We start from the raw sequence: 22,078 nt of genomic DNA, 5'->3' as shown, positions 1-22,078 counted from the left end.
CCGCCGGATGGGTGTTCGGTCGATCAGTCCGCGAGGGCGAGGTCCTCGTCGGGCGCGTACGTCGTTCGCGGGGTGATGCCCGCGAGGTCGCCCGGGCGCGGCACCTGGGTGCCGGGAAGCTGCACCGCCGCGGTGCCCCAGGTGACGCCGGTGGCCAGTGCGTCGGCGAGCGTGCCGGAGCGCTCGAGGGTGAAGAGCATTCCGGCCAAGAGCGAATCTCCCGCTCCCACAGTTGATTTGGGGCGGCTTGTGGTGGCCGTCGCGAGGGCCACGGTGTCGGCGTCGACGGCCAGCGCACCGTCACGTCCGAGGCTGACCACCACGGCTCCCACGCCGCCGCGCACCAGTTCGGCGGCCGCGGCGCGTACGTCGGCGAGCCGGTCCAGTGGGCGGCCGACCAGCTCGGCGAGCTCTGTGCGGTTCGGTTTGATCAGGTCCGGGCCGGCGCTGACGCCGGATTCCAGGGCTGCGCCCGAGGCGTCGACCGCGCACCGCACGCCGGCGTCGCGGGCCAGGCGCACGGCGTGCGCCGGGAAGTGCGCGGGCATGCCGGGAGCGAGCGATCCGCACACGGCGAGCCACGTCGCGTGGGGGAGCAGGGAAGCGGTCTGGTCCAGGACGGCGGCGGTCTCGGCCTCGCTGAAGCGGCTGCCGGGTTCGTTGACCTTGGTGGTGGTGCCGTCGGGCTCCACGATCGCGGTGTTGACCCGGATCGGTCCGCCGACGGGCACCACCCGGGCCGTGACCCGCTCCTCGGCGATGAGCAGCTCCATGAGGCGGCCGTTGTTCCCGCCACAGGGGAAGACGGCGATGCTCGTGGATCCGTTCGCGACCAGCGCGCGGGTGACGTTGACGCCCTTGCCGCCCGGCTCCAGGCGACTCTCCAGTGCCCGGTTGACCTCGCCACGGACCAGCCGGTCGAGCACCAGCGTGCGGTCCAGCGACGGGTTGGGGGTGAGGGTGACGATCATGCGCGCACCACCTGCGGACCGAGCTGCTGGATGGAGCGGGCGTCCTCGGCTCTCAGCGAATCGTCGGTGATGACCGTGTCGATCTCGTCGAGGTCGGCGAACCGGGAGAAGTGCGCCTGGCCGTACTTGTCGGCGTCCATGAGGACGACGCGTTCCTTGGCGGAGGCGATCATCGCGCGCTTCGCGGCGGCCTCGCGCTGGTCGGGGGTGCTCAAACCGTGTTCGAGGCTCAGCCCGTTCGTGCCGAGGAAGGCGACGTCGGCGTAGATGCCGGCCAGGGCTGCGGTGGTCCAGTCGCCGACGGCGGTCAGCGTGCGACCGCGCAGGTAGCCGCCGACCAGGTGCAGTGAGACCCCGGGGAAGGCGGCCAGGGTGCTGGCGACGGGCAGGGACGTCGTCACGACGGTCAGCTCCCGGTCGCGGGGGAAGAACTCCGCGAGCCGCGCGGTCGTCGTACCGCCGTCGATGATCACGGTGCCCTCGGCGGGCAGGAACTCGACCGCCGCGCGGGCGATGCGCTCCTTCTCCTGCGCGTTGGCCTCGATGCGTGCGGCCACCGTCGGCTCGATGTCGAGGCGCTCGACCGGGATCGCGCCGCCGTGCACCCGGCGCACTCTGCCGCGGCGCTCCAGGACGGTCAGGTCACGCCGCACCGTCTCAGGCGTGACGTCGAGCTCGGCCGCGACGGCGGCGACCTCGACGCGGCCGTGCGCCTGCGCCGATCGCAGGATCAGGGCCTGTCGTTCGGCGGCGTAGAGGGTGGGGGTGCTCTCCCGTGTGTGTTCGGTCACAGAGGTATGTGTAGTGGCCCACACGGGTCGATGTCAACACAAACGGAGAAATACAAATCAAAACGGACAACACCGGGGCGCATGGCGCGGAACCGGTACGAGGGAGTAACACCCGGCTCGACGTAATCTGGCTCACATGGAAAACCACCGCGAGTCGAGCCAGGGCCACCGCCGCTGGCAGGACCGCTTCGCCGCCGCCGAGACCAAGGGCCTGGTGCGTGACGCGGACTTCACCACCTTGTCCGGAGTGCAGGTCGACCCCGTCTACGGGCCGCCCGAGGGGGAGGCGCCGGACGGCATCGGCTGGCCGGGTGAATTCCCTTTCACCCGAGGCTTGTACGCGACCGGATACCGGGGCCGTCCCTGGACGATCCGGCAGTTCGCGGGCTTCGGCAACGCGGTGCAGACCAACGAGCGCTACAAGATGATCCTCGAGCGCGGAGGCGGCGGGCTCTCCGTCGCGTTCGACATGCCGACCCTCATGGGCCGCGACTCCGACGACGGGCTCGCGCTCGGCGAGGTCGGCCACTGCGGCGTCGCGATCGACTCGGCCGCCGACATGGAGACCCTCTTCGCGGACATCCCACTCGGTGACGTCACGACGTCGATGACGATCAGCGGCCCCGCGGTGCCGGCGTTCTGCATGTACCTGGTCGCGGCCGAGCGTCAGGGTGTGGACATCACGAAGCTCAACGGCACTCTGCAGACCGACATCTTCAAGGAGTACATCGCCCAGAAGGAGTGGCTCTTCGCGCCCGAGCCGCATCTGCGCCTGATCGGCGACCTGATGGAGTACACGAGCGCGAACATCCCTGCGTACAAACCGCTCTCGGTCTCCGGCTACCACATCCGGGAGGCCGGTTCGACGGCTGCGCAGGAGCTTGCGTACACGCTGGCCGACGGCTTCGGCTACGTCGAGCTGGGCCTGTCGCGGGGCATGGACGTCGACGTCTTCGCGCCCGGGCTGTCCTTCTTCTTCGACAGCCACATCGACTTCTTCGAGGAGATCGCGAAGTTCCGCGCCGCCCGCCGGATCTGGGCGCGCTGGCTGCGCGACGAGTACGGCGCGAAGACCGACAAGGCGCAGTGGCTGCGTTTCCACACCCAGACCGCCGGGGTCTCCCTGACCGCGCAGCAGCCGACCAACAACGTCGTGCGCACCGCGGTCGAGGCGCTGGCGGCCGTGCTGGGCGGCACGAACTCGCTGCACACCAACGCGCTCGACGAGACGCTGGCGCTGCCCAGCGACCAGTCGGCCGAGGTGGCGCTGCGTACCCAGCAGGTGCTCATGGAGGAGACGGGCGTGGTCAACGTGGCCGACCCGCTCGGCGGCTCATACTACGTGGAGGCGCTCACCGACCGGCTCGAGGCCGAGGCGGAGGCGATCTTCGACAAGATCCGGGAGATGGGGGAGCTCGGCCGGGAGCGGGACGCCTCCGGCGCGGTGCAGCACGAGATCGGCCCGATCACCTCCGGCCTGCTGCGCGGCATCGAGGACGGCTGGTTCATGTCCGAGATCGCCGAGGCGGCCTTCCAGTACCAAGTGGCGCTGGAGAAGGGCGAGAAGCGGGTGGTCGGAGTCAACTGCCACACCGAGTCGCTCGCGGGTGACCTGGAGATCATGCGGGTCTCGCACGAGGTGGAGGTCGAGCAGGTCCGGGCGCTCGGCGCCCGCAAGGCAGCCCGCGACGGAGTCGCCGTCGACGCGGCGCTGGCGCGGATGGTCGCCGCCGCGAAGAGCAGCGACAACCTCATCGAGCCGATGCTGGCCGCGGTGCGGGTCGAGGCGACGATGGGCGAGATCTGCGACGCCCTGCGCGACGTGTGGGGCGTCTACCGGGAGCCCGCGCGCTTCTGACCCCCTCCGCTCGACGGTGTTCTACTGACCACGCCGACGGGTCCCGACGGCGACACGACAGAATGGGCCCATGAGCGACCAGCCGATCACCCCTGCGTCGTTGCGCGGCGCCATCGACCTGTCCGGACTGGCCAAGAAGCCGGCCAGACCTGCTGCCGGCTCTCGGGCCTCCGGTGCCGCCGGTGGCGCACCAGCGGGCCCCGGCGAGGACTCGTTGGTCCGTGAGGTCGACGACGTCACCTTCGGCGACGCCGTGCAGCAGTCGATGGACGTGCCGGTCATCTTCGCGCTCTACTCCGGTGCCCGCCCCGCCAGCCGCGAGCACATCGACACGCTGGCCGGCGTCGTGCGGGAGTACGCCGGGCGGCTCGTGCTCGCGTCGGCGGACATCGACGTCGCGATGCAGATCCGGCAGGCGTTGCAGGTGCAGCAGGTTCCGATGGTGCTCGCGCTCGTCAAGGGCCAGCCGCTGCCGCTCTACGCCGGCGACCAGCCGGTCGACGCCGTGCGCGGCGTCTTCGACAAGGTGCTCGAGGCCGCAGCTGCCAACGGCGTCACCGGGCGCGTGCCGGTCAGCGACGCACCGGCGGCGGACAGCGAGCAGCCGGCCGAGCCCGAGATCTCCCCGTTGCACGAACAGGCCTACGCCGCCATCGAATCCGGTGACTACGCGGCAGCGGTCGCGGCGTACGAACAGGCCATCGCAGCGGACCCGCAGGACGAGGAGGCCGTGCTCGGACTGGGCCAGGTGCGGCTGCTGCAGCGCACCGACGGCGTGGACCTGCAGGAGGCCCGGGCGGCCGCAGCAGCGGCACCCACCGACGTCGAGAAGCAGACCGTCGTCGCCGACCTGGACGTCCTGGGCGGCCACGTCGAGGACGCGTTCGTGCGGCTGGTCGACCTGGTGCGGGTCACCTCCGGCGACGAGCGCAACGCCGCCCGCCAGCACCTGATCGGGCTCTTCGACGTCGTCGGGCCGTCCGACCCGCGGGTGAAGAAGGCTCGTACCGCGCTGATGTCCGCCCTGTACTGAGCAGCGGCGGATGGACTGGCGGCGTACGCGCCACGAGCTGCCCAGCGCGTTCGAGGGACCTCTGCACGTCGAGGTGTGCCGCCCCGCCGACCTCGCGGACGACGCCGAGGCGCCGCTGCTGTGGGTGCACGACGGTCCGGCGTACGACGTGGAGGGCGGGCTGGTCGACTGGGCTGCGCGGCGCGTCGGGCGGGGCGACCTGCCGCCGATGCGGTTGGTGCTGGCCGATGTCCGGCGCCGCACCCAGTGGTACACCGCCTCACCGCGCTATCTCCGCAGCTTCTCGACGGGTCTGACCGCGCTGCAGGAGCGGTACGACGTGGCGTCTTCGGTCGCGGTGATGGGCGCCAGCCTCGGGGGACTCACCTCGCTGCTCGTGGGCATGGCCGACGAGCGGGTCGGTGCCGTGTTCGCGCAGTCCGGTTCCTTCTTCACGCCGGAGACGGACCGGCAGCTGTTCGCCGAGCAGACGCAGGGCCGGGAGATCGATCTGGTGCGCTTCGATCGGGTGGCCGACGCCGTCGCGGGCCTGTCCTCTTGGAGGCCCGCGCCCGGGCGCCGGTTCGAGGTCATGCTGACCTGTGGGCGCGAGGAGGAGAACCTGCCCAACAACCGGCTGACCGCGACGGCGCTTCGGCAGGCGGGTGTCTCGACGCGGCTGACGGAGGTCGAGGGCGGCCACGACTACCCGGCGTGGCGCGCGGCGCTGGATCCGGTGCTGCCGCGCCTGCTGGAGAGCGTCTGGGGCTGAACGCCGTTCGCGCGCCGCGAGGACCGGGCGCGGCATACGGTGATCTGCATGGGCATGCGGGTGGGTCGATGAGCGAGCATCTGATCGGGTTGCTGTTGGGCGCCGAGGAGGACTGGCCGCGGGCGTTCGAGGAGCTGGTGCACCGGATGGGGCCGGTGCGCTACGGCGGCGAGACCCACGACGTACGCGCCGAGCGCCTGACCATCGAGCCGTTCAACCTGCGCTCCACGCCGCGGACCGACCTGGTCATCGACCGGCTGGCGCACTGGTACTACCACCCGCGCGAGTGGCTGAAGAAGGTCGCGCTGATGGACGACGTCTATCTGCTCAACAGCCCGTTCACCTTCCAGTCGATGGAGAAGCACTCGGCGTACTGCGCGCTGATGCGTCTCGGGATGCACGTCCCCGAGACGGTGCTCGTGCCGTACAAGAATCCCCTGGACAACGTGCGGTGGGCCTACACCTCGGGCCGGTACAACGCGCCGTTCGACCTGGCCGCGGTCGCGCGGGACGTGGGCTACCCGATGTTCATGAAGCCGTTCGACGGCGGCGCGTGGCGAGGCGTATCGATGGTCCGCGACGAGGCCGAGCTGCACCGCTCGTACGACGAGTCCGGCGAGATGCTGATGCACCTGCAGGCCGCGGTCGACGGATTCGAGGTGTTCGCAAGGGCGCTCACCATCGGACCGGAGACGATGGTGATGAACTTCCGCCCGGACCAGCCGATGCACGAGCGGTACGCCGTGTCGCACGACTTCCTCAGCCCGGCGGTCGGTGCCGAGACGCGCACGATCGCGCAGACGGTCAACGCGTTCTTCCGGTGGGAGTTCAACAGCTGCGAGATGCTCGTCAAGGACGGCGTCGTCTATCCGATCGACTACGCGAACGCCTGCCCCGACGTCGCGGTCACCTCCCTGCACTACTACTTCCCCTGGGCGATGAAGTCGCTGCTGAAGTGGTCGGTCTACTGCGCGGTCAGCGGCCGCCGCGCCCGGACCCAGGTGGACACCGGTCCGTGGTTCGACATCGCCGACACCGACGCGTCGTACGACGCGAAACTGGCTGACTACCAACGGCTCTCGGACGACTACTTCGAGGTGGAGAAGTATCGCGACTTCGTGGGGACGGCGCTGCCGCACGTGGACGAGATGGTGCTGGAGTGGGTGACGTCGCCGTCGTTCGACGCGATCCTGGTCGACACCGTCCGCTCGACCTATCCGCCGCACGAGCACGAGCGGTTCCTGGCCCACTTCCGCGGCCTGACCGGGCTGTGGGCGCGTGACGAGGCGGCGCTGGCGGGCTGACGGGGGCGAGTCGTCGGCGTAGCGTGCGAGCACCAGCTCTCATCGCAACCGTGAGGTGTCGTCACATGCGGGTCGAATCGATCATCGCCGACCTGCGCGTGCCCGATCTGGAGGCAGCACGGGATTTCTACGCCGGATACCTGGGGCTGAGCGAGGAGTCGCTCGGCCTGTCGTGGGTGACGAGGCACACCGATCCTCGGACGGGCGCCGGCCTGCAGCTGCTCACGCGGGACGCGACCGCGCCCGTGCCGCCGGTGGTCTCCGTGAAGGTGGACGACGTCGACGAGGCGTACGCCGAGGCGAGACGGCGGGGGTATGAGATCGTCCACGACCTGAGTCAGGAGGCGTGGGGCATCCGACGGTTCTTCGTGCGAGCGCCGGACGGCAACGTGCTGAACATCGCTCAGCACAGCGGTTGAAGCTCAGTCCGGAGGGGCGACCGTCGTCTCGTCGAGGTTGCGCAGGATGCGGACGACCACCTGGGCGGGCGTGAGAGTCGAGTTGTCGATCCACAGCCCGACGCGCTTGGTGTTGAACTCGACCTCGTTCCAGACGTTCTCGGTCGCCGACCCGTCCCCGTACGCGTTGACGCCGCGTGCCAGCTCGCGCTCGTGGACGGCGTCCACCGACGGGTGCAGCACGATGAGGTGCAACGGTCCGGTGTCGGCCAGATCGAGGAAGTCCTCGAGGTAGTCACCGACCATGTTGTCCGCGATCACGGTGTCGAAACCGTTGGCGCAGTAGACGTCCGCCAGGGTCAGCGCGCCGGCGTAGCGGGTGAACAGCTGCTCGAGCGCTCCGATGGTCGGCTCTGCGGTCATCGGCATCCGGCCGGCGGCGACCATGTCGGCCATCACCTCGCCGTCCACGAAGATCGATTTCTTGAGGGCCTCTGCCAACGCCCGCCCCACGGTGGACTTCCCGGAGGCAGGGGCGCCGGTGATCACGAAGAGGCGGCCGGGGTCGTCCGGCGCTGCAGGGATGTCGGATGAGTCGGGCAACGCGGGCATGGCGCGATTCTGTCAGGGCCTCGGACGGCGGCTCGGCTGTCACACGCCGGTGCTAGGAACGTGGCAGGAGGTGGTGAGCCCATGAGGACTCTGAGCACGGAGTACGAAGTGCGCGGCCCGTGGTCGCTCGCGACCAGTCGGCGCTTCTGGGAGGGGTTCGCCCCGGCGGCGTTGGCCGCACAGGCTTCGGATGCGCTGTCGACGGTGTTCCGGGTCGAGGCCGACTGGTCCTGGGCGAGCGCCGAGGTGACTCAGCGCGAATCGTCCGCGGTCGTGCAGGTCCGCGGCGATGGCGACCTCGAGGCCGCCGCCGCGCAGGTGACGCGGTTCCTGTCGCTGGACGTCGACGCCGAGGGGTGGCCCGAGGTCGGGAAGCGCGACGCGGTGATCGCCGATGCCCAACGCGAGCTTCCCGGGTTGCGGCCCTGCGGATTCCACTCGCCCTACGAAGCGGCGGCGTGGGCGGTGCTCTCCCAGCGGATCCGGATCGTCCAGGCCGCCCGGTTGCGCGCGGGGATCATCGAGGACTACGGCGACGAGGGTGCCTTTCCCAGCCCGGAGAGGCTGCGACGCGCCGATCTCGACCTTCCGGGGAGGAAGAACGAGTTCCTGCGGGCCGTGGCGGACGCCGCCCTCGAGGGACGGCTCGACACCGCGACGCTGAGGTCGGTGGACCCGCAGGAGGCAGAGCAACGGGTGCAGCAGGTCAAGGGGATCGGCCCGTTCGCGGCGGAGCTCGTCGTGCTGCGCGGGGCCAACGTGCCCGATGCGGTGCCCGCCAACGAGAGCCGCCTGCATGCTGAGATCGCCGAACGCTACGGCGACGACGCCGTGCTCGACGAGGTGTCGCTCGCCTGGCGCCCGTTCCGCACCTGGGCCTGCGTCCTGCTACGGGCGATGCGCGAGTATCGCACTCACGAGATAGGCTGATCCGTGTCGGACCCCGGTGCCGGTCGCCCGTGCGCACCGGCGCAGGATGCGGTGTGCTCTCGCGACGACCTGACGCACCCGACGGATCACCACCATGACCTGGCGGCTGTACTCCCTGGCCGCCGTCACGTTCGTCTTCGTGACCGCCGAGATGTTCCCGATCGGTGCGTTGCCGCAGATGGCGTCGGGGCTGAAGGTCTCGGACGGCCAGGTCGGGTTTCTGCTGACCGGATACGCGGTCGTCGCGGGGCTGAGCGCGGTGCCCGTGGTCGCCGCCACCCGGGCCCGAGAACGCCGTTCGCTGATCGTCGGCGCAGCTGTCCTCCTGGCCGTCTCCCAGCTGGGGATGGCGCTGGTGCCAGGGTTCTGGGCGGTGTTCTGTCTGCGAGTGGTCGGGGCGCTGTCGCACGGTGTCGTCTGGTCCGCGGGGCCCGTCATCGCCGCCCGGCTCGCGGGACCCGAGCGTGCCGGTCGCGCGAGCTCGGTGGTCTTCTTCGGCGGCAGCGCCGGGCTCGTGCTCGGGAGCCCGATGGCGGCCGCGCTCAGCCAGGCGTTCGGGTGGCGCCCGGCGGCGGCGCTGATCGGGATCCTCGCTCTGCTGGCCGGAGCGGCAGTGCGGCTCGCGCTGCCTGCACTACCCGCCGAGCCCGTCCACGCCCGGTCTGACGGCTCCGTCACCCCGTCGGTGTGGGGACCGGTGGCGGTGATCAGCGGCGCGACCATCGTGGTGGTGACCGCGCACTACATCTCCTACACCTACCTGGCGGTGCTCATGGGCGACCGCGGCGTGCACGGGGCGCAGTACGCGCTCGCTCTCGTGGCGTACGGCGCCGCCGGGCTGCTGGCGGTCAGACCGGTCGGTGCGGGCACGGACCGGTCGCCGCGCCGCACCGCCGCGGTGCTGGTCGTCGTACTGGTCCTCGGCGTCGCGGCGCTGGGCGTGGCGCGCTCGGGGTGGTGGGCCGTCCCGGGCCTGCTGGCCTGGGCGGGAGCCTTCGCTGCGGCGCCGGTGGTGCTGCAGGCGCGCGTGCTGGCCGTCGCGCCCGGCGACCCGGACCGGGCGTCAGCGGCGTACGTGACGGCCTTCCAGGTCGGCATCGGGGGAGGAGCGGCGCTGGGAGCGGTGGCGCTGGGAGCGCTCGGATCGGGGTCACTGCCGTGGATCACGGTGGTGGTCGCGTTGCCGACCCTGGCGATCGTCCTGCTCGCACGCCGCTCCTTCGGCTGACCCCGTCGAGTGGCATACCTATCTGTCGAGTGGCATACCTCTACGGGGTGCACTCGATGGATGGGTATGCCGCTCAGGCGCCGAGGGCTGCCCCGACGATCTCCCGCGCCTCGTCCTGCACCTGCTTGAGGTGATCGGCACCCTTGAAGGACTCGGCGTAGATCTTGTAGACGTCCTCGGTGCCGGACGGTCGCGCGGCGAACCAGGCGCTCCGCGTCGTCACCTTCAGCCCGCCGATCGCCGCGTCGTTGCCGGGCGCCTCTGTCAGTTTGGCCGTGATGGGCTCTCCCGCAAGCGAGTCCGCGCTGACGTCCGAGCCGCTGAGGGCGCCCAGCTTGGCCTTCTGCTCGCGGTTCGCCGGTGCGTCGACCCGGGCGTACGCCGGTGCACCGAACTTCTCGGACAGGTCGGCGTAGTGCATGCTCGGTGACTTCCCGGTCGTGGCCTGGATCTCCGAGGCCAGGAGCGCGAGCAGGAGACCGTCCTTGTCGGTGGTCCATGCGGTGCCGTCGAAGCGCAGGAACGACGCGCCCGCGGACTCCTCGCCGCCGAATCCCACACTGCCGTCGAGTAGTCCGGGCACGAACCACTTGAAGCCGACCGGCACCTCCCACAGCGTGGCGCCGATCGATTCCACGACCCGGTCGATCATCGAGGACGACACCAGCGTCTTGCCGACGCGGTCGCTGGACCACTTCGGGCGCGCACCGCCGTAGAGATACTGGATCGCCACCGCGAGGTAGTGGTTGGGGTTCATCAGGCCCGCGTCGGGCGTGACGATGCCGTGCCGGTCGGAGTCGGCGTCGTTGCCGGTCGCGATGTCGTACTTGTCCTTCTGGGCGATCAGCGAGGCCATCGCCGAGGGGGAGGAGCAGTCCATCCGGATCTTCTCGTCCCAGTCCAGCGTCATGAAGCGCCACGTCGGGTCCACCAGCGGGTTGACGACGGTGAGTTCCAGGCCGTGCCGCTCGCCGATCTCGCCCCAGTAGTAGACCGACGCCCCGCCGAGCGGGTCCGCTCCGATCCGCACGCCGGCGTCCTTGATCGCCTTCAGGTCCACCACGTTCGGCAGATCGTCGACGTAGGTGCCGAGGAAGTCGTACGCCGACGCCGCGGCCCGCGCCTTGGCGAACGGCACCCGCCGGACGCCGTCCAGCTCCGCCTTGAGGTAGGCGTTCGCGGCCGCCGCGATCACCTTGGTGGCGTCGCTGTCGGCGGGTCCGCCGTGCGGCGGGTTGTACTTGAAACCCCCGTCGCTCGGCGGGTTGTGCGACGGCGTGACGACGATGCCGTCGGCCAGCCCGCTGCCGGTCGTGCGCCCGCCGTTGGCGCGCAGGATGGCGTGTGACACCGCGGGGGTGGGTGTCACCGAGTCCTTGCTGTCGACCAGGACCGTCACGTCGTTCGCGGCGAGCACCTCGAGCGCGGTGACCCACGCCGGCTCGGACAGCCCGTGGGTGTCCCGGCCGATGAAGAGCGGCCCGTCGTACCCCTGGTCGCGGCGGTAGTCCACGATCGCCTGCGTCGTGGCGAGGATGTGCGCTTCGTTGAACGCGGAGTTCAGCGAGGACCCGCGGTGACCGGAGGTGCCGAAGACGACCTGCTGGTCGAGGTTGTCCGGGTCGGGCACGTCCGCGTAGTAGGCGGTGACCAGGTGGGCGACGTCCACCAGGTCCGAGGGCTGTGCCGGCTGCCCTGCGCGGGACGGTGCCATCTCATGCTCCTTGCTGCGTCGGTGCAGGTGCGGAATCGGACGTGAGGTCATGCTCCGGCACGAACCACAAAGCCGCCAGGGGTGGCAGCGTCATGACCGCCGAGAAGGGCTGGCCGTGCATCGGGACCGGCTCGGCGGTCACGCTGCCGAGGTTGCCGCGGCCCCCGCCGCCGTACCCCTCGGCGTCGGTGTTGAGCACCTCGGCCCAGGTGCCCGGGTGCGGCAGGCCGATGCGTACGCCGGTGTGCTCGGCGCCGCTGAAGTTCGCCACGACCGCTACGACGTCGTCGGTGGACTTGCCGAACCGCAGGTAGGAGAACGTGTTCCGATCACCGTCATCGGCATCGATCCAGCCGAAGCCGCGCGGCTCGTTGTCCAGCTCCCACAGCGCGGGGTGCGCGGCGTACAACCGGTTGAGGTCCTTGACCATGGCGTGCACACCCCAGTGCGCGGGCTGTTCGAGCAGCCACCAGTCCAGGCTGCGGCCGTCGGCCCACTCGGCCTCCTGCGCGAACTCCTGGCCCATGAAGAGCAGCTGCTTGCCCGGGTGGGACCACATGTTCGCGACGTACGCGCGCAGGTTGGCCAGCTGTTCCCAGCGGTCGCCGGGCATCTTGCGCAGCAGCGAGCCCTTGCCGTGCACGACCTCGTCGTGGCTGATGGGCAGCACGAACTGCTCGCTCCACGCGTAGACGAGCGCGAAGGTCATCTCGCCGTGGTGGTACTTGCGGTAGATGGGCGGGTGGGACATGTAGTCCAGCGAGTCGTGCATCCAGCCCATATTCCATTTGAAGCCGAAGCCGAGCCCGTCGGCGCTGGTGGGCTGGGTGACACCCGGCCAGGACGTCGACTCCTCGGCGATCATCACGGTGCCGGGGTTGCGTCGGTACGCCGTGGCGTTGGTCTCCTGCAGCAGCTTGACCGCGTCGAGGTTCTCCCGGCCGCCGTAGATGTTCGGGATCCACTCGCCCTCGTCGCGCGAGTAGTCCAGGTAGAGCATCGAGGCGACGCCGTCGACCCGCAGGCCGTCGGCGTGGAACTCCTCGAGCCAGTAGAGCGCGTTGGCGAAGAGGAAGTTGCGCACGTGCGGGCGGCCGAAATCGAAGACGTAGGAGCCCCATTCCTTGTGCCAGCCCTTGCGCGGGTCGGGGTGCTCGTAGAGCGCCGTGCCGTCGAACTTGGCCAGCGCCCACTCGTCGGTCGCGAAGTGCCCGGGCACCCAGTCGAGGATGACGCCGATGCCGGCCTGGTGCAGTTCGTCGACCAGGTGGCGGAAGTCGTCGGGGGTGCCCATCCGTGAGTTCGGGGCGTAGTAGCCCGTCACGTGATAGCCCCAGCTCGGCGGGTAGGGGTGCTCCATGACCGGCATGAACTCCACGTGCGTGAAGCCCAGGTCGCGCACGTAGTTGACCAGGTCCTCGGCCATCTCGGCGTAGCTGAGCCCCTGGCGCCAGGAGCCCAGGTGCACCTCGTAGACGCTCATCGGCCGGGTGTGCGGGTCGACCGAGCCGCGGTCTGCCAGCCACTTCTCGTCGCCCCATTCGTACGCCGTCTGCGTCACCACGGACGCGGTCGCCGGGGCCGTCTCCGCGGCGCGAGCCATCGGGTCGGCGCGGTCACGCCACACCCGGTCGGCGCAGCAGACCTTGAACTTGTAACTCCTGCCCGCGCCGACACCCGGCACGAACAGCTCCCACACCCCGGAGTTGCCGAGCTGGCGCATGCCGTGCGCCTCGCCGTTCCAGAAGTTGAAGTCGCCGATGACACGCACGCCCTTGGCGTTCGGTGCCCAGACGGCGAACGACGTGCCGGTCACCTGGCCGAGCGGGCCGTCGTAGGAGCGGATGTGGGCGCCGAGCACGGTCCACAACTGCTCGTGGCGCCCCTCGCCGATGAGGAAGAGGTCGATGTCCCCGAGCGTGGGCAGGAAGCGGTAGGGATCGTCCTGGACGTGCTCGTAGCCGTCCTCGTACGTCGTGATCAGCCGGTAGTCCGGCAGCTGCGCGACGGGCAGGCGACCGGTCCAGATGCCTTCGTACTCATGGGTCAACGGCACGCGGGTGCCGTCCTCGAGCAGCACCTGCACCGTCTCCGCGAAGGGACGCAGCGCCCGGACGAACGGGCCGCGGGCGTCGGTCTGACCGCCGAGGACGCTGTGCGGGTCGCTGTGCACGCCCATCAGCAGGGCGTCGGCCTCGTGAACGTCCACGGGCGGGGGCGGGAGGATAGCGGCGGTGCTGGGCACGGCGGCCTGCCTTTCGTCGGCGAGGAGCCGAAGGATCGCGGTGGTCGGAATGGCCAGCCAGGACGGCCGGTTGCGTGCCTCGTACTCGACCTCGTAACTGGCCTTGTCGATCTCGAACGCGTCGAGGATCGGGCCGTACGCCGCGAGGTCCAGTCCGCCTGCGGCGACGTACCCCTGCACGAACGCGTCCCGCGTGGCCTGCGCCCAGGCGCGGCGGTCCTCGCTGGTCTCACGCTCGGCGGACCCGGCGGCGTAGTCGAAGGACCGCAGCATCCCGGCGACGTCCCGCAGCGGAGAGTCCGGCTCGTTGCGCTCGGCCAGCGGGCGCAGCGGCTCGCCCTCGAAGTCCAGCAGCACCCAGCCGCGATCGTGGACGTCCAACACCTGACCGAGGTGGTAGTCGCCGTGGATGCGTTGCAGCGCGGGCCATCTCGCGTCCCTGGCCGCGGCGATCAGGTCGCGGAAGCGGTCGATGTGGGCGCCGAGCTCCGACGCCCGATCGCAGGCCTGGGAGAACCGGTCCCGCATGCCGTCGGTGACGCGGGCGACGTCGGCGACGCTCGGGTCGGTGACGCCGAACGCCGTGGCGAGCGCGGTGTGCACGGAGGCGGTCGCGGCGCCGAGCTCCCGCGCTTGACGAGTGAAGTCGGCGTCGGCCACGGCCGCGGCGGTCGCCTCGCGCCAGGCGTCCTGCACGCCCGGTAGGAACTCCTGGGCGAACGCGACGTGACCCTGCTCCTGCCGGCCGTCGACGCCGGGCCAGGTGGCCTGGATCGCGCCCAGCATCGTGGGCACCTGCGAGCTGTCCGCCCGCGACAGCGCCGACTGCAGGACGACGTCCGGGTTCTCGCCGTCGTGCAACACCCGGAACACCTTGAGGATGAACGACTTCGACGCACCGTCGGCGTCGGTCACCTCGTAGATCACGGAGGTGTTCGACTGTTCACCGGTCAGCACCCGGCTGCGGACGATCTGCGGCATGGTGATCTCGCGGCTGCCGCTGCCCTGCACGCGGATCGACCCCTGCTCGCGCCGCACGGCGCCGTCGCTCGCGTGGATCTCCAGCGACGCCTGGGCGCCACCGGTGACGATGCACTCCAGCAGCGCGGCCGCGCACACCGGGTCGTGACACCCGTCGTACCCGTAGCGCGTGCCGAGGGTGCCGTGCTCGGTGACGCCGATGAGCGCGTGCTCCAGCTCGGCGACCGGCTCGGCGCGCCAGGTCACCGGGACCTGGTAGACGACAGGGTCGCCCGCGCCGCCCGTGTCGGCGAGCACCATCACCTCGATGCCGACCTCGCCCTCGGGGTCGTCGAAGCGATAGAAGCCGAGGCGCTCGAGCTTCGGGGTGTGTGCCTTGCCGGTGTACCAGCGCTGCCCGCCGATCCATCCGGCGATCAGGTCGAGTTTGGAGGGCTGCAGTGTCGTTTCGTACACGATGGCCATACTCGCGACTATTTCACCGGTGCCCGGCGCACGCGAGTCGGTGACGGAATGATGGGACTGCGGAGGACCCCGGGTGCCGCTGCTCGATGTGGGTTCTCAGGCGGCTTGGACGGGGACGCTGCACACGGCGGCGGCTGCTCGGTGCGCCTTCGCGGGTTGTCGGCGGTGCGGTCACTTTCCAGCGCCGCGCGTACGCCGCCGCGCGGGAATCGGCCGAACGGTCACCTTCCTGCAGACGGAGGGCCGGCCGACCCGGCAACTGCGCGAGGCCGTCCGAGTACACCCGCCCGCGCCCGCTCACCGGCGTGCGCCACCATGAGCGGGCGCGGCGCGTTTCACTCCGAACGGGTCAGTCGTCGGCGCCCTGAATGCGCAGCCAGAAGAAGTCCCGCGAGCCGAGCGTCAGCGTGGTGGTGCCGGTCTCGTCGAGCGGCGGGAACCAGCTGCCGCCGAACAGGTCGCGCATCCGCGCACCCGCGAACCGCTCGCCGGCGTGGACCGTCACCGCCTGCGGACGGCTGGACAGGTTGCTGACGCAGAGCACGTTGCGCACCTCCAGCTCGTTCTCCTGCGCGTCCTCGTCGCTCACGCAGCGGGTGAAGGTGAGCACCGCGTCGTTGTCGGACTCGCAGATGGTGAAGTCGCCGAGCCCGAAGACCGGGTAGCGCGACCGGATCGCGAGCATCTCGCGCAGCCAGTGCAGCAGCGAGGACGAGCTGCCCATCGCCGACTCCACGTTCACGTTGTTGTAGTGGTAGACGAGGCTGGAGATGACGGGCAGGTAGAGCTTGCCCGGATCGGACGTGCCGAAGCCGGCGTTGCGGTCCGGCGACCACTGCATCGGCGTGCGGACGGCGTCGCGGTCCTCGAGCCAGATGTTGTCGCCCATCCCGATCTCGTCGCCGTAGTAGAGGCACGGCGATCCGGGCAGCGACAGCAGCAGCGCGTGGATCAGCTCGATCTCGGCGCGACTGTTGTCCAGCAACGTGGAGAGCCGGCGGCGGATGCCGATGTTGGCGCGCATCCGGGTGTCTGGGGCGTACCAGCCGTACATCGCCGAGCGCTCCTCCGGCGTCACCATCTCCAGCGTCAGCTCGTCGTGGTTGCGCAGGAAGGTGCCCCACTGGGTGCCCGGCGGGATCGCGGGCGTCTCCTCCAGCACCTTCACGATCGAGGTGGCCTTCTCCTCGCGCAGCGCGTAGTACAGCCGCGGCATGACGGGGAAGTGGAAGCACATGTGACACTCGGGGCGTTCCTCGGTGCCGAAGTAGTCGACCACCTCGTGCGGCATCTGATTGGCCTCGGCCAGCAGCACCCGCCCGGGGTACTCGGTGTCGACCATCTCGCGCAGGTCGGCCAGGTACTCGTGCGTCCGGGGGTGGTTCTCGCCGTTGTGCCCCTCCTCGATGAACAGGTAGGGCACGGCGTCCAGCCGGAAACCGTCGATGCCGAGATCCATCCAGAAGCGGACGATGTCGAACATCTCCTCCTTCACGGCCGGGTTCTCGAAGTTGAGGTCCGGCTGGTGGGAGAAGAAGCGGTGCCAGAAGAACTGCCGGCGGACCGGGTCGAAGGTCCAGTTGGAGACCTCGGTGTCGACGAAGATGATCCGCGCGTCGGCGTACTTCTCATCCGTGTCCGACCACGTGTAGTAGTCGCCGAACGGGCCCTGGGGGTCGCTGCGGGAGGCCTGGAACCACGGGTGCTGGTCGCTGGTGTGGTTCATCACCAGGTCGGTCACGATCCGGATGCCTCGGGCGTGCGCCTGCGAGACCAACTCGATGAACTCCGGCAGCGTCCCGAACTCCGGCAGCACCTGCTTGTAGTCGGCGATGTCGTAACCGCCGTCGCGCAGTGGGGACGCGTAGAACGGCGGCAGCCACAGGCAGTCGACCCCCAGCCACTGCAGGTAGTCGAGCCGGTTGATCAGACCGCTGAAGTCGCCCGAACCGCTGCCGGTGGAGTCGCCGAAGGCGCGCACGAGCACCTCGTAGAAGACGGCCTTGCGGTACCAGTGCGGATCGTGGCGCAACCCCGGCTGATGGAGGTTGAACTGCTGCGGACTCACTGGTCAGGCGCTCCTCACGTGGATGATGTGCACCGGCTCGCCCTCGGGGCCGAGTCGGACGTAGTTGTGCTCGCCCCAGTGCCAGGTCGCACCGGTGAAGCATTCGTGCGCCGCGAACCAGCTGCCTGCCGGGAGGCCGAGCGCCTCCATATCCAGGTGCACGGTCGACTCGCGGGTGGCGTGCGGGTCGCAGTTGGCCACGACGATCATGACGTCGTCGCCGCGACGCTTGGAGAAGACCAGCAGCTGCGGGTCGTCCACGGCGTGGAAGGTGATGTTGCGCAGCCACCCGAACGCCGGATGCTCGCGGCGGATCTCGTTGAGCCGCGTCAGGTACGGCGCGAGCGACTGGCCCTCGCGTGGACCCCCGGGCTCGAAATCGGCCCAGTGCCGGTCCTTGTACTGGTACTTCTCGTTGTCCAGCTGCTCCTCGGCGCCGGGGCGTGCGACGTTCTCCACCAGCTCGTAGCCGGCGTAGATGCCGTAGGTCGGCGACAGCGTCGCGGCCAGCGCGGCGCGCAGCTTCCACGCGTTCGGCCCGCCGTACTGCATGTACGGCGTGAGGATGTCGTGCGTCGTGGGCCAGAACGAGGGACGCATGTACGCCGCGGACTCGGTCGCCAGGGACTCGACGTACTCCCGCAGCTCGGCGGGGTCGTTGCGCCACGCGTAGTAGGTGTAGCTCTGCTGGAAGCCGATCTTGCCCAGTGTGTGCATCATCGCCGGCCGGGTGAACGCCTCGGCCAGCCAGATCACCTCGGGGTGCTCACGCGCGACGTCGGCGATGATCCACTGCCAGAACTCCACCGGCTTGGTGTGCGGGTTGTCGACCCGGAAGATCTTGACGCCGTGGTCGATCCACACCTGCACCACGCGGCGCACCTCGGCGTAGATGCCGTCGGGGTCGTTGTCGAAGTTGAGCGGGTAGATGTCCTGGTACTTCTTCGGAGGGTTCTCCGCGTAGGCGATGCTGCCGTCGGCGCGCGTGGTGAAGAAGTCCGGGTGCTCGGTGACCCACGGGTGGTCCGGCGAGCACTGCAGGGCCAGGTCGAGCGCCACCTCCAGGCCGGATCGCTTCGCGGCGGTGACGAATCCGTCGAAGTCGTCCCAGTCGCCGAGGTCGGCGTGCAGCGCGTCGTGGCCGCCGTCGGCGGCACCGATCGCGTACGGCGACCCGGGGTCCTTCGGACCGGCGTGCAGGCTGTTGTTGGGACCCTTGCGGTTCGTGCTGCCGATGGGGTGCACCGGCGTGAGGTAGACGACGTCGAAGCCCATGGCCGCGATCGCGGGCAGCCGCTCGGCGGCGGTCGCGAAGGTGCCGCTGACCCAGTCGCCGTCCTCGTCCTGGTGACACCCCTCGGAGCGGGGGAAGATCTCGTACCACGCGCCGGTCAGCGCCAGTTCGCGCTCGACCAGCCAGGGGTAGGTCGTGCCGGGGCTCACGCTCTCGCGCAGCGGCTGAGCCGCGAGCACCCGGCGTACGTCGACGCCGGTGCCCGCCGACAGCCGCACGCCGGCGTCCGCCGTGGTGTCCTGCAAGCCGTCCACAGCCGCAGTGAGCACGGCAGCGGATTCTGTGTCGTAGGAACCCTTCTCGAGCGCGCGCTGCAGGACCAGCACGCCCTCGTCCAGCATCAGGTCGACGTCGACGCCGGCCGCGACCTTGATGATCGCGTCGTGCGCCCAGGTGGCGTAGGGGTCCGACCAGCCCTCGACCCGGTAGCTCCAACGGCCCTCCCGATCCGCGCTGACCGTGGCCGTCCACAGATCGAGACCCGGGTTGATGCAGGTCATCGGCAGGTGGCTGACCCGGCCCTGCGGGTCTGTGGTCACCACCGTCGCGTTCACCGCGTCGTGACCCTCGCGAAAGACCGTGGCGGAGACGACGAACTCCTCGCCCACGACCGACTTCGTCGGGAGGGTGCCTCCGTCGACCACCGGGGAGACGTCCTGCACGGGGATGCGGCCGATGGCGCGCTCGGCACCGGGCGACGGGGGAGCAGGCGAATGTGCGCTGGTCGCGGTCGGAAGCCGACGGCTGATGGCAGGCGAATCAGTCACGCGAAGGACGCTACAAGGTTTGCCAGTCGGACGCCCCACGGCGGGTGATCCGGGCGGCTCTACGATCTTCCTCGTGAAGGCCATCCGACGTTTCCACGTCCGCACCGTGCTTCCCGAGCCGCTGGCTCCGCTGGGCGACATCGCCAGCAACCTGCGATGGTCGTGGCACAGCCGCACCAGGAACCTCTTCCGGGACATCGATCCGCAGCGGTGGGAGAGCGTGCGGCACGACCCGGTCGCGCTGCTGGCCTCGTTCTCTGCCGACGAGCTCTCCCAGCTCGCCGCCGACACCGTGCTGGTCGAGCGTGTCCACGCGGCCGCGCGCAGCCTGGAGCGTTATCTGACCGCTCCCTCCTGGTACGACGACTTCGCCGCCGACCAGGAGGCGCCGCGGGCCATCGCCTACTTCAGCGCCGAGTTCGGCATCACCCACGTGCTGCCGCAGTACTCCGGCGGTCTCGGCATCCTGGCCGGCGACCACCTGAAGTCCGCCTCCGACCTGGGCGTGCCGATCGTCGGACTCGGCCTCTTCTACAAGACCGGTTACTTCTCCCAGTCGCTGTCCGCCGACGGCTGGCAGCAGGAGACCTACCCCGTCCACGATGCGGACGATCTGCCGCTGTCCCTGGTGCGCGAGGACGACGGCACCCCCGCCCGGGTGACCCTCGACCTTCCGGACGACCGCACCCTGCACGCCCGGATCTGGCGGGCGCAGGTCGGACGCGTGCCCCTGCTGCTGCTCGACTCCGACGTCGACGGCAACGACGACGCTGGACGTGAGCTCACCAGCCGCCTTTACGGCGGCGGCGGTGAGCAGCGGTTGCGGCAGGAGATGCTGCTCGGCATCGGCGGCGTGCGCGCCACCCGCATCTGGTCGCGGCTCACCGGCAGCCCGCTGCCGGAGGTCTACCACTGCAACGAGGGACACGCGGGCTTCCTCGGCCTGGAGCGCATCAGCGAGCTGGTGACCGGCGAGGGCCTGGCGTTCGACGACGCCGTCGAGGCGGTACGAGCCGGCACCGTCTTCACCACGCACACTCCCGTCCCGGCCGGCATCGACCGCTTCGGCAAGGACCAGATCGAGCGGCACCTGAGCACCCTGCCCGGCGTACCCGTCGCCAAGGTGCTCCCGCTCGGATCCGAGACGTACGAAGGCGGCGACCCCGCCGTCTTCAACATGGCCGTGATGGGTCTGCGGCTCGCGCAGCGCGCCAACGGCGTCTCCCAGCTGCACGGCGCCGTCAGCCGCGGGATGTTCGACGGGTTGTGGCCCGGCTTCGACGACTCCGAGGTGCCGATCGCCAGCATCACCAACGGTGTCCACGCGCCGACATGGGTCGACCCGAAGGTCGTGGAGCTGGGGCAGCGCTTCGTCGGGCCGGAGCTGATCCGCGGCGAGCAGGCCTGGGAGGCGCTCGGGCAGGTGCCGGTGGAGGAGTTCTGGCGCGTCAAGCGCGAGCTGCGCGAGCAGCTGGTGCAGGACGCGCGCCGCAGGGTGCGCGAGTCGTGGCTGCTGCGCGGCGCCTCGTCGGCGGAGCTGGGCTGGACCGATGAGATCCTCAGCCCCGACGTGCTCACCATCGGCTTCGCGCGGCGGGTGCCGACCTACAAGCGCCTCACCCTCATGCTGCGCCACCCCGCGCGGCTGCGCCGGATGCTGCTGGACCCGCAGCGCCCCATCCAGCTGGTCATCGCGGGCAAGAGCCACCCGGCGGACGAGACCGGCAAGAAGCTGATCCAGCAGATGGTGCAGTTCGCCGACGACCCGGAGATCCGCCACCGCATCATCTTCCTGCCGGGCTACGACATAGAGATGGCCCAGAAGCTCTACCCCGGCTGCGACGTGTGGCTGAACAACCCGCTGCGCCCCTTCGAGGCGTGCGGTACGTCGGGCATGAAGGCCGCGCTCAACGGCGGGCTCAACCTCTCGATCCTCGACGGGTGGTGGGACGAGTGGTACGACGGGCACAACGGCTGGGCCATCCCCACCGCCGACGGGGTGCAGGACGCCGACCGCCGCGACGACCTCGAGGCCAACGCGCTCTACGACCTCATCGAGAACAACGTCGCCGCGACGTTCTACGACCGCGACGACGACGGTCTGCCGCAGCGGTGGCTCTCGATGGTGTCGCACACCTTCACCACACTCGGGCCGAAGGTGCAGGCGACCCGGATGGTCAAGGACTACACCCAGCAGCTCTACGCGCCGGCTGCGCAGGCCGCCCGGCGCCGCGCTCAGGACGGCTTCGCGCAGGCACGCGAGCTCGCGGCGTACAAGCAGGAAGCGGCGGCCGCCTTCCCGCACGCCCGGGTGGACCACGTCGACGCCGACGGGGTGTCCGACAGCCCGCAGGTGGGCGACCAGGTGCACGTGCGCGCCTACGTGGCCCTCGGCGGGTTGCGGCCGGAAGAGGTCGATGTGCAGGTCGTGCACGGGCGGGTGTCGGAGTCCGATGAGCTGAGCGACGTCACGACGGTGCCGCTGTCGTTCGTGGAGACCGAGGACGGGCCCGACGGCTCGGGCCGGCAGGTGTTCGCCGGTGACGTGACGATCCAGCGCACCGGGTCCTTCGGCTACACCGTGCGGGTGCTGCCGCGCCATGAGGGGCTCGCGAGCCCCAGCGAGCTCGGCCTGGCCCTCAACGCCTGATTCGCCGGACGACGAACG

At 70.2% G+C, this 22,078-nt stretch carries 15 protein-coding genes; 8 read left to right on the top strand and 7 right to left on the bottom strand.

Translation table 11 applies throughout. From position 1 onward, the window contains the following. Positions 1-23: 23 nt before the first annotated feature. Entirely contained in the window at positions 24-971 is a 948-nt protein-coding gene (gene pfkB / locus HNR15_RS11775; RefSeq protein WP_179481983.1) for a 1-phosphofructokinase, read from the bottom strand. Continuing rightward, positions 968-1,762 carry a DeoR family transcriptional regulator gene (locus HNR15_RS11770; RefSeq protein ID WP_179481981.1) on the bottom strand — a complete coding sequence of 265 codons (795 nt, stop codon included), beginning with the start codon at positions 1,760-1,762 and terminating at the stop codon, positions 968-970. The genes pfkB and HNR15_RS11770 overlap by 4 nt, the downstream gene beginning before the upstream one ends. A gap of 136 nt (positions 1,763-1,898) precedes the next feature. Here HNR15_RS11770 and icmA point away from each other — a divergent pair, with 136 nt between their 5' ends. From icmA to HNR15_RS11745, 5 genes are all read left to right on the top strand, one after another. Then, positions 1,899-3,620 (top strand): coenzyme B12-dependent isobutyryl-CoA mutase large subunit, encoded by a 1,722-nt coding sequence (icmA, locus tag HNR15_RS11765; protein WP_179481980.1) that lies wholly within the window; start codon positions 1,899-1,901, stop codon positions 3,618-3,620. A 70-nt stretch (positions 3,621-3,690) separates the two neighbouring features. Then, a complete protein-coding gene (locus HNR15_RS11760) occupies positions 3,691-4,653 on the top strand; it encodes a tetratricopeptide repeat protein (RefSeq protein ID WP_179481977.1) in 963 nt (320 codons plus the stop codon). A 10-nt stretch (positions 4,654-4,663) separates the two neighbouring features. Beyond that, positions 4,664-5,404, top strand: coding sequence for an alpha/beta hydrolase (locus HNR15_RS11755; RefSeq protein ID WP_179481975.1), 741 nt, complete (start codon positions 4,664-4,666; stop codon positions 5,402-5,404). A 68-nt stretch (positions 5,405-5,472) separates the two neighbouring features. After that, positions 5,473-6,708 (top strand): ATP-grasp domain-containing protein, encoded by a 1,236-nt coding sequence (locus HNR15_RS11750; protein ID WP_179481973.1) that lies wholly within the window; start codon positions 5,473-5,475, stop codon positions 6,706-6,708. A 65-nt stretch (positions 6,709-6,773) separates the two neighbouring features. Then, the gene (locus HNR15_RS11745) at positions 6,774-7,127 is read left to right on the top strand and encodes a VOC family protein (protein ID WP_179481971.1); all 354 of its coding nucleotides are present in this window, start codon (positions 6,774-6,776) and stop codon (positions 7,125-7,127) included. 3 nt (positions 7,128-7,130) lie between these two features. Here HNR15_RS11745 and HNR15_RS11740 read toward each other — a convergent pair whose 3' ends face one another. After that, a complete protein-coding gene (locus HNR15_RS11740) occupies positions 7,131-7,718 on the bottom strand; it encodes an AAA family ATPase (RefSeq protein ID WP_179481969.1) in 588 nt (195 codons plus the stop codon). An 81-nt stretch (positions 7,719-7,799) separates the two neighbouring features. Here HNR15_RS11740 and HNR15_RS11735 point away from each other — a divergent pair, with 81 nt between their 5' ends. Both HNR15_RS11735 and HNR15_RS11730 read left to right on the top strand, forming a co-directional pair. Then, positions 7,800-8,648, top strand: a complete 849-nt coding sequence (locus HNR15_RS11735) for a DNA-3-methyladenine glycosylase family protein (protein WP_179481967.1) — start codon at positions 7,800-7,802, stop codon at positions 8,646-8,648. Between the two features lie 94 nt (positions 8,649-8,742). Then, a complete protein-coding gene (locus HNR15_RS11730) occupies positions 8,743-9,876 on the top strand; it encodes an MFS transporter (RefSeq protein WP_179481965.1) in 1,134 nt (377 codons plus the stop codon). A gap of 73 nt (positions 9,877-9,949) precedes the next feature. On the opposite strand, the gene pgm is transcribed toward HNR15_RS11730, so the two are convergent. The 4 genes from pgm to HNR15_RS11710 form a co-directional block, all read right to left on the bottom strand. Continuing rightward, on the bottom strand, positions 9,950-11,590 hold the full coding sequence (gene pgm / locus HNR15_RS11725) for a phosphoglucomutase (alpha-D-glucose-1,6-bisphosphate-dependent) (protein WP_179481963.1): 1,641 nt from the start codon (positions 11,588-11,590) through the stop codon (positions 9,950-9,952). Between the two features lies 1 nt (position 11,591). Continuing rightward, positions 11,592-15,281: a 1,4-alpha-glucan branching protein GlgB gene (gene glgB / locus HNR15_RS11720; protein ID WP_179481961.1), complete on the bottom strand. Its 3,690-nt coding sequence runs from the start codon at positions 15,279-15,281 to the stop codon at positions 11,592-11,594. Positions 15,282-15,630: 349 nt separating this feature from the next. Beyond that, positions 15,631-17,349, bottom strand: coding sequence for a maltose alpha-D-glucosyltransferase (gene treS, locus HNR15_RS11715; protein WP_179481959.1), 1,719 nt, complete (start codon positions 17,347-17,349; stop codon positions 15,631-15,633). A 3-nt stretch (positions 17,350-17,352) separates the two neighbouring features. Next, positions 17,353-19,410, bottom strand: coding sequence for an alpha-1,4-glucan--maltose-1-phosphate maltosyltransferase (locus HNR15_RS11710; RefSeq protein WP_425484536.1), 2,058 nt, complete (start codon positions 19,408-19,410; stop codon positions 17,353-17,355). Between the two features lie 73 nt (positions 19,411-19,483). On the opposite strand from HNR15_RS11710, the gene glgP reads away from it, so the two are divergent. Next, on the top strand, positions 19,484-22,060 hold the full coding sequence (glgP, locus tag HNR15_RS11705; protein WP_179481955.1) for an alpha-glucan family phosphorylase: 2,577 nt from the start codon (positions 19,484-19,486) through the stop codon (positions 22,058-22,060). Positions 22,061-22,078: the final 18 nt, after the last annotated feature.

This window comes from Allobranchiibius huperziae (assembly GCF_013410455.1).
Classification (GTDB): domain Bacteria; phylum Actinomycetota; class Actinomycetes; order Actinomycetales; family Dermatophilaceae; genus Allobranchiibius; species Allobranchiibius huperziae.
This window is presented reverse-complemented; position numbering and strand designations above follow the sequence as displayed.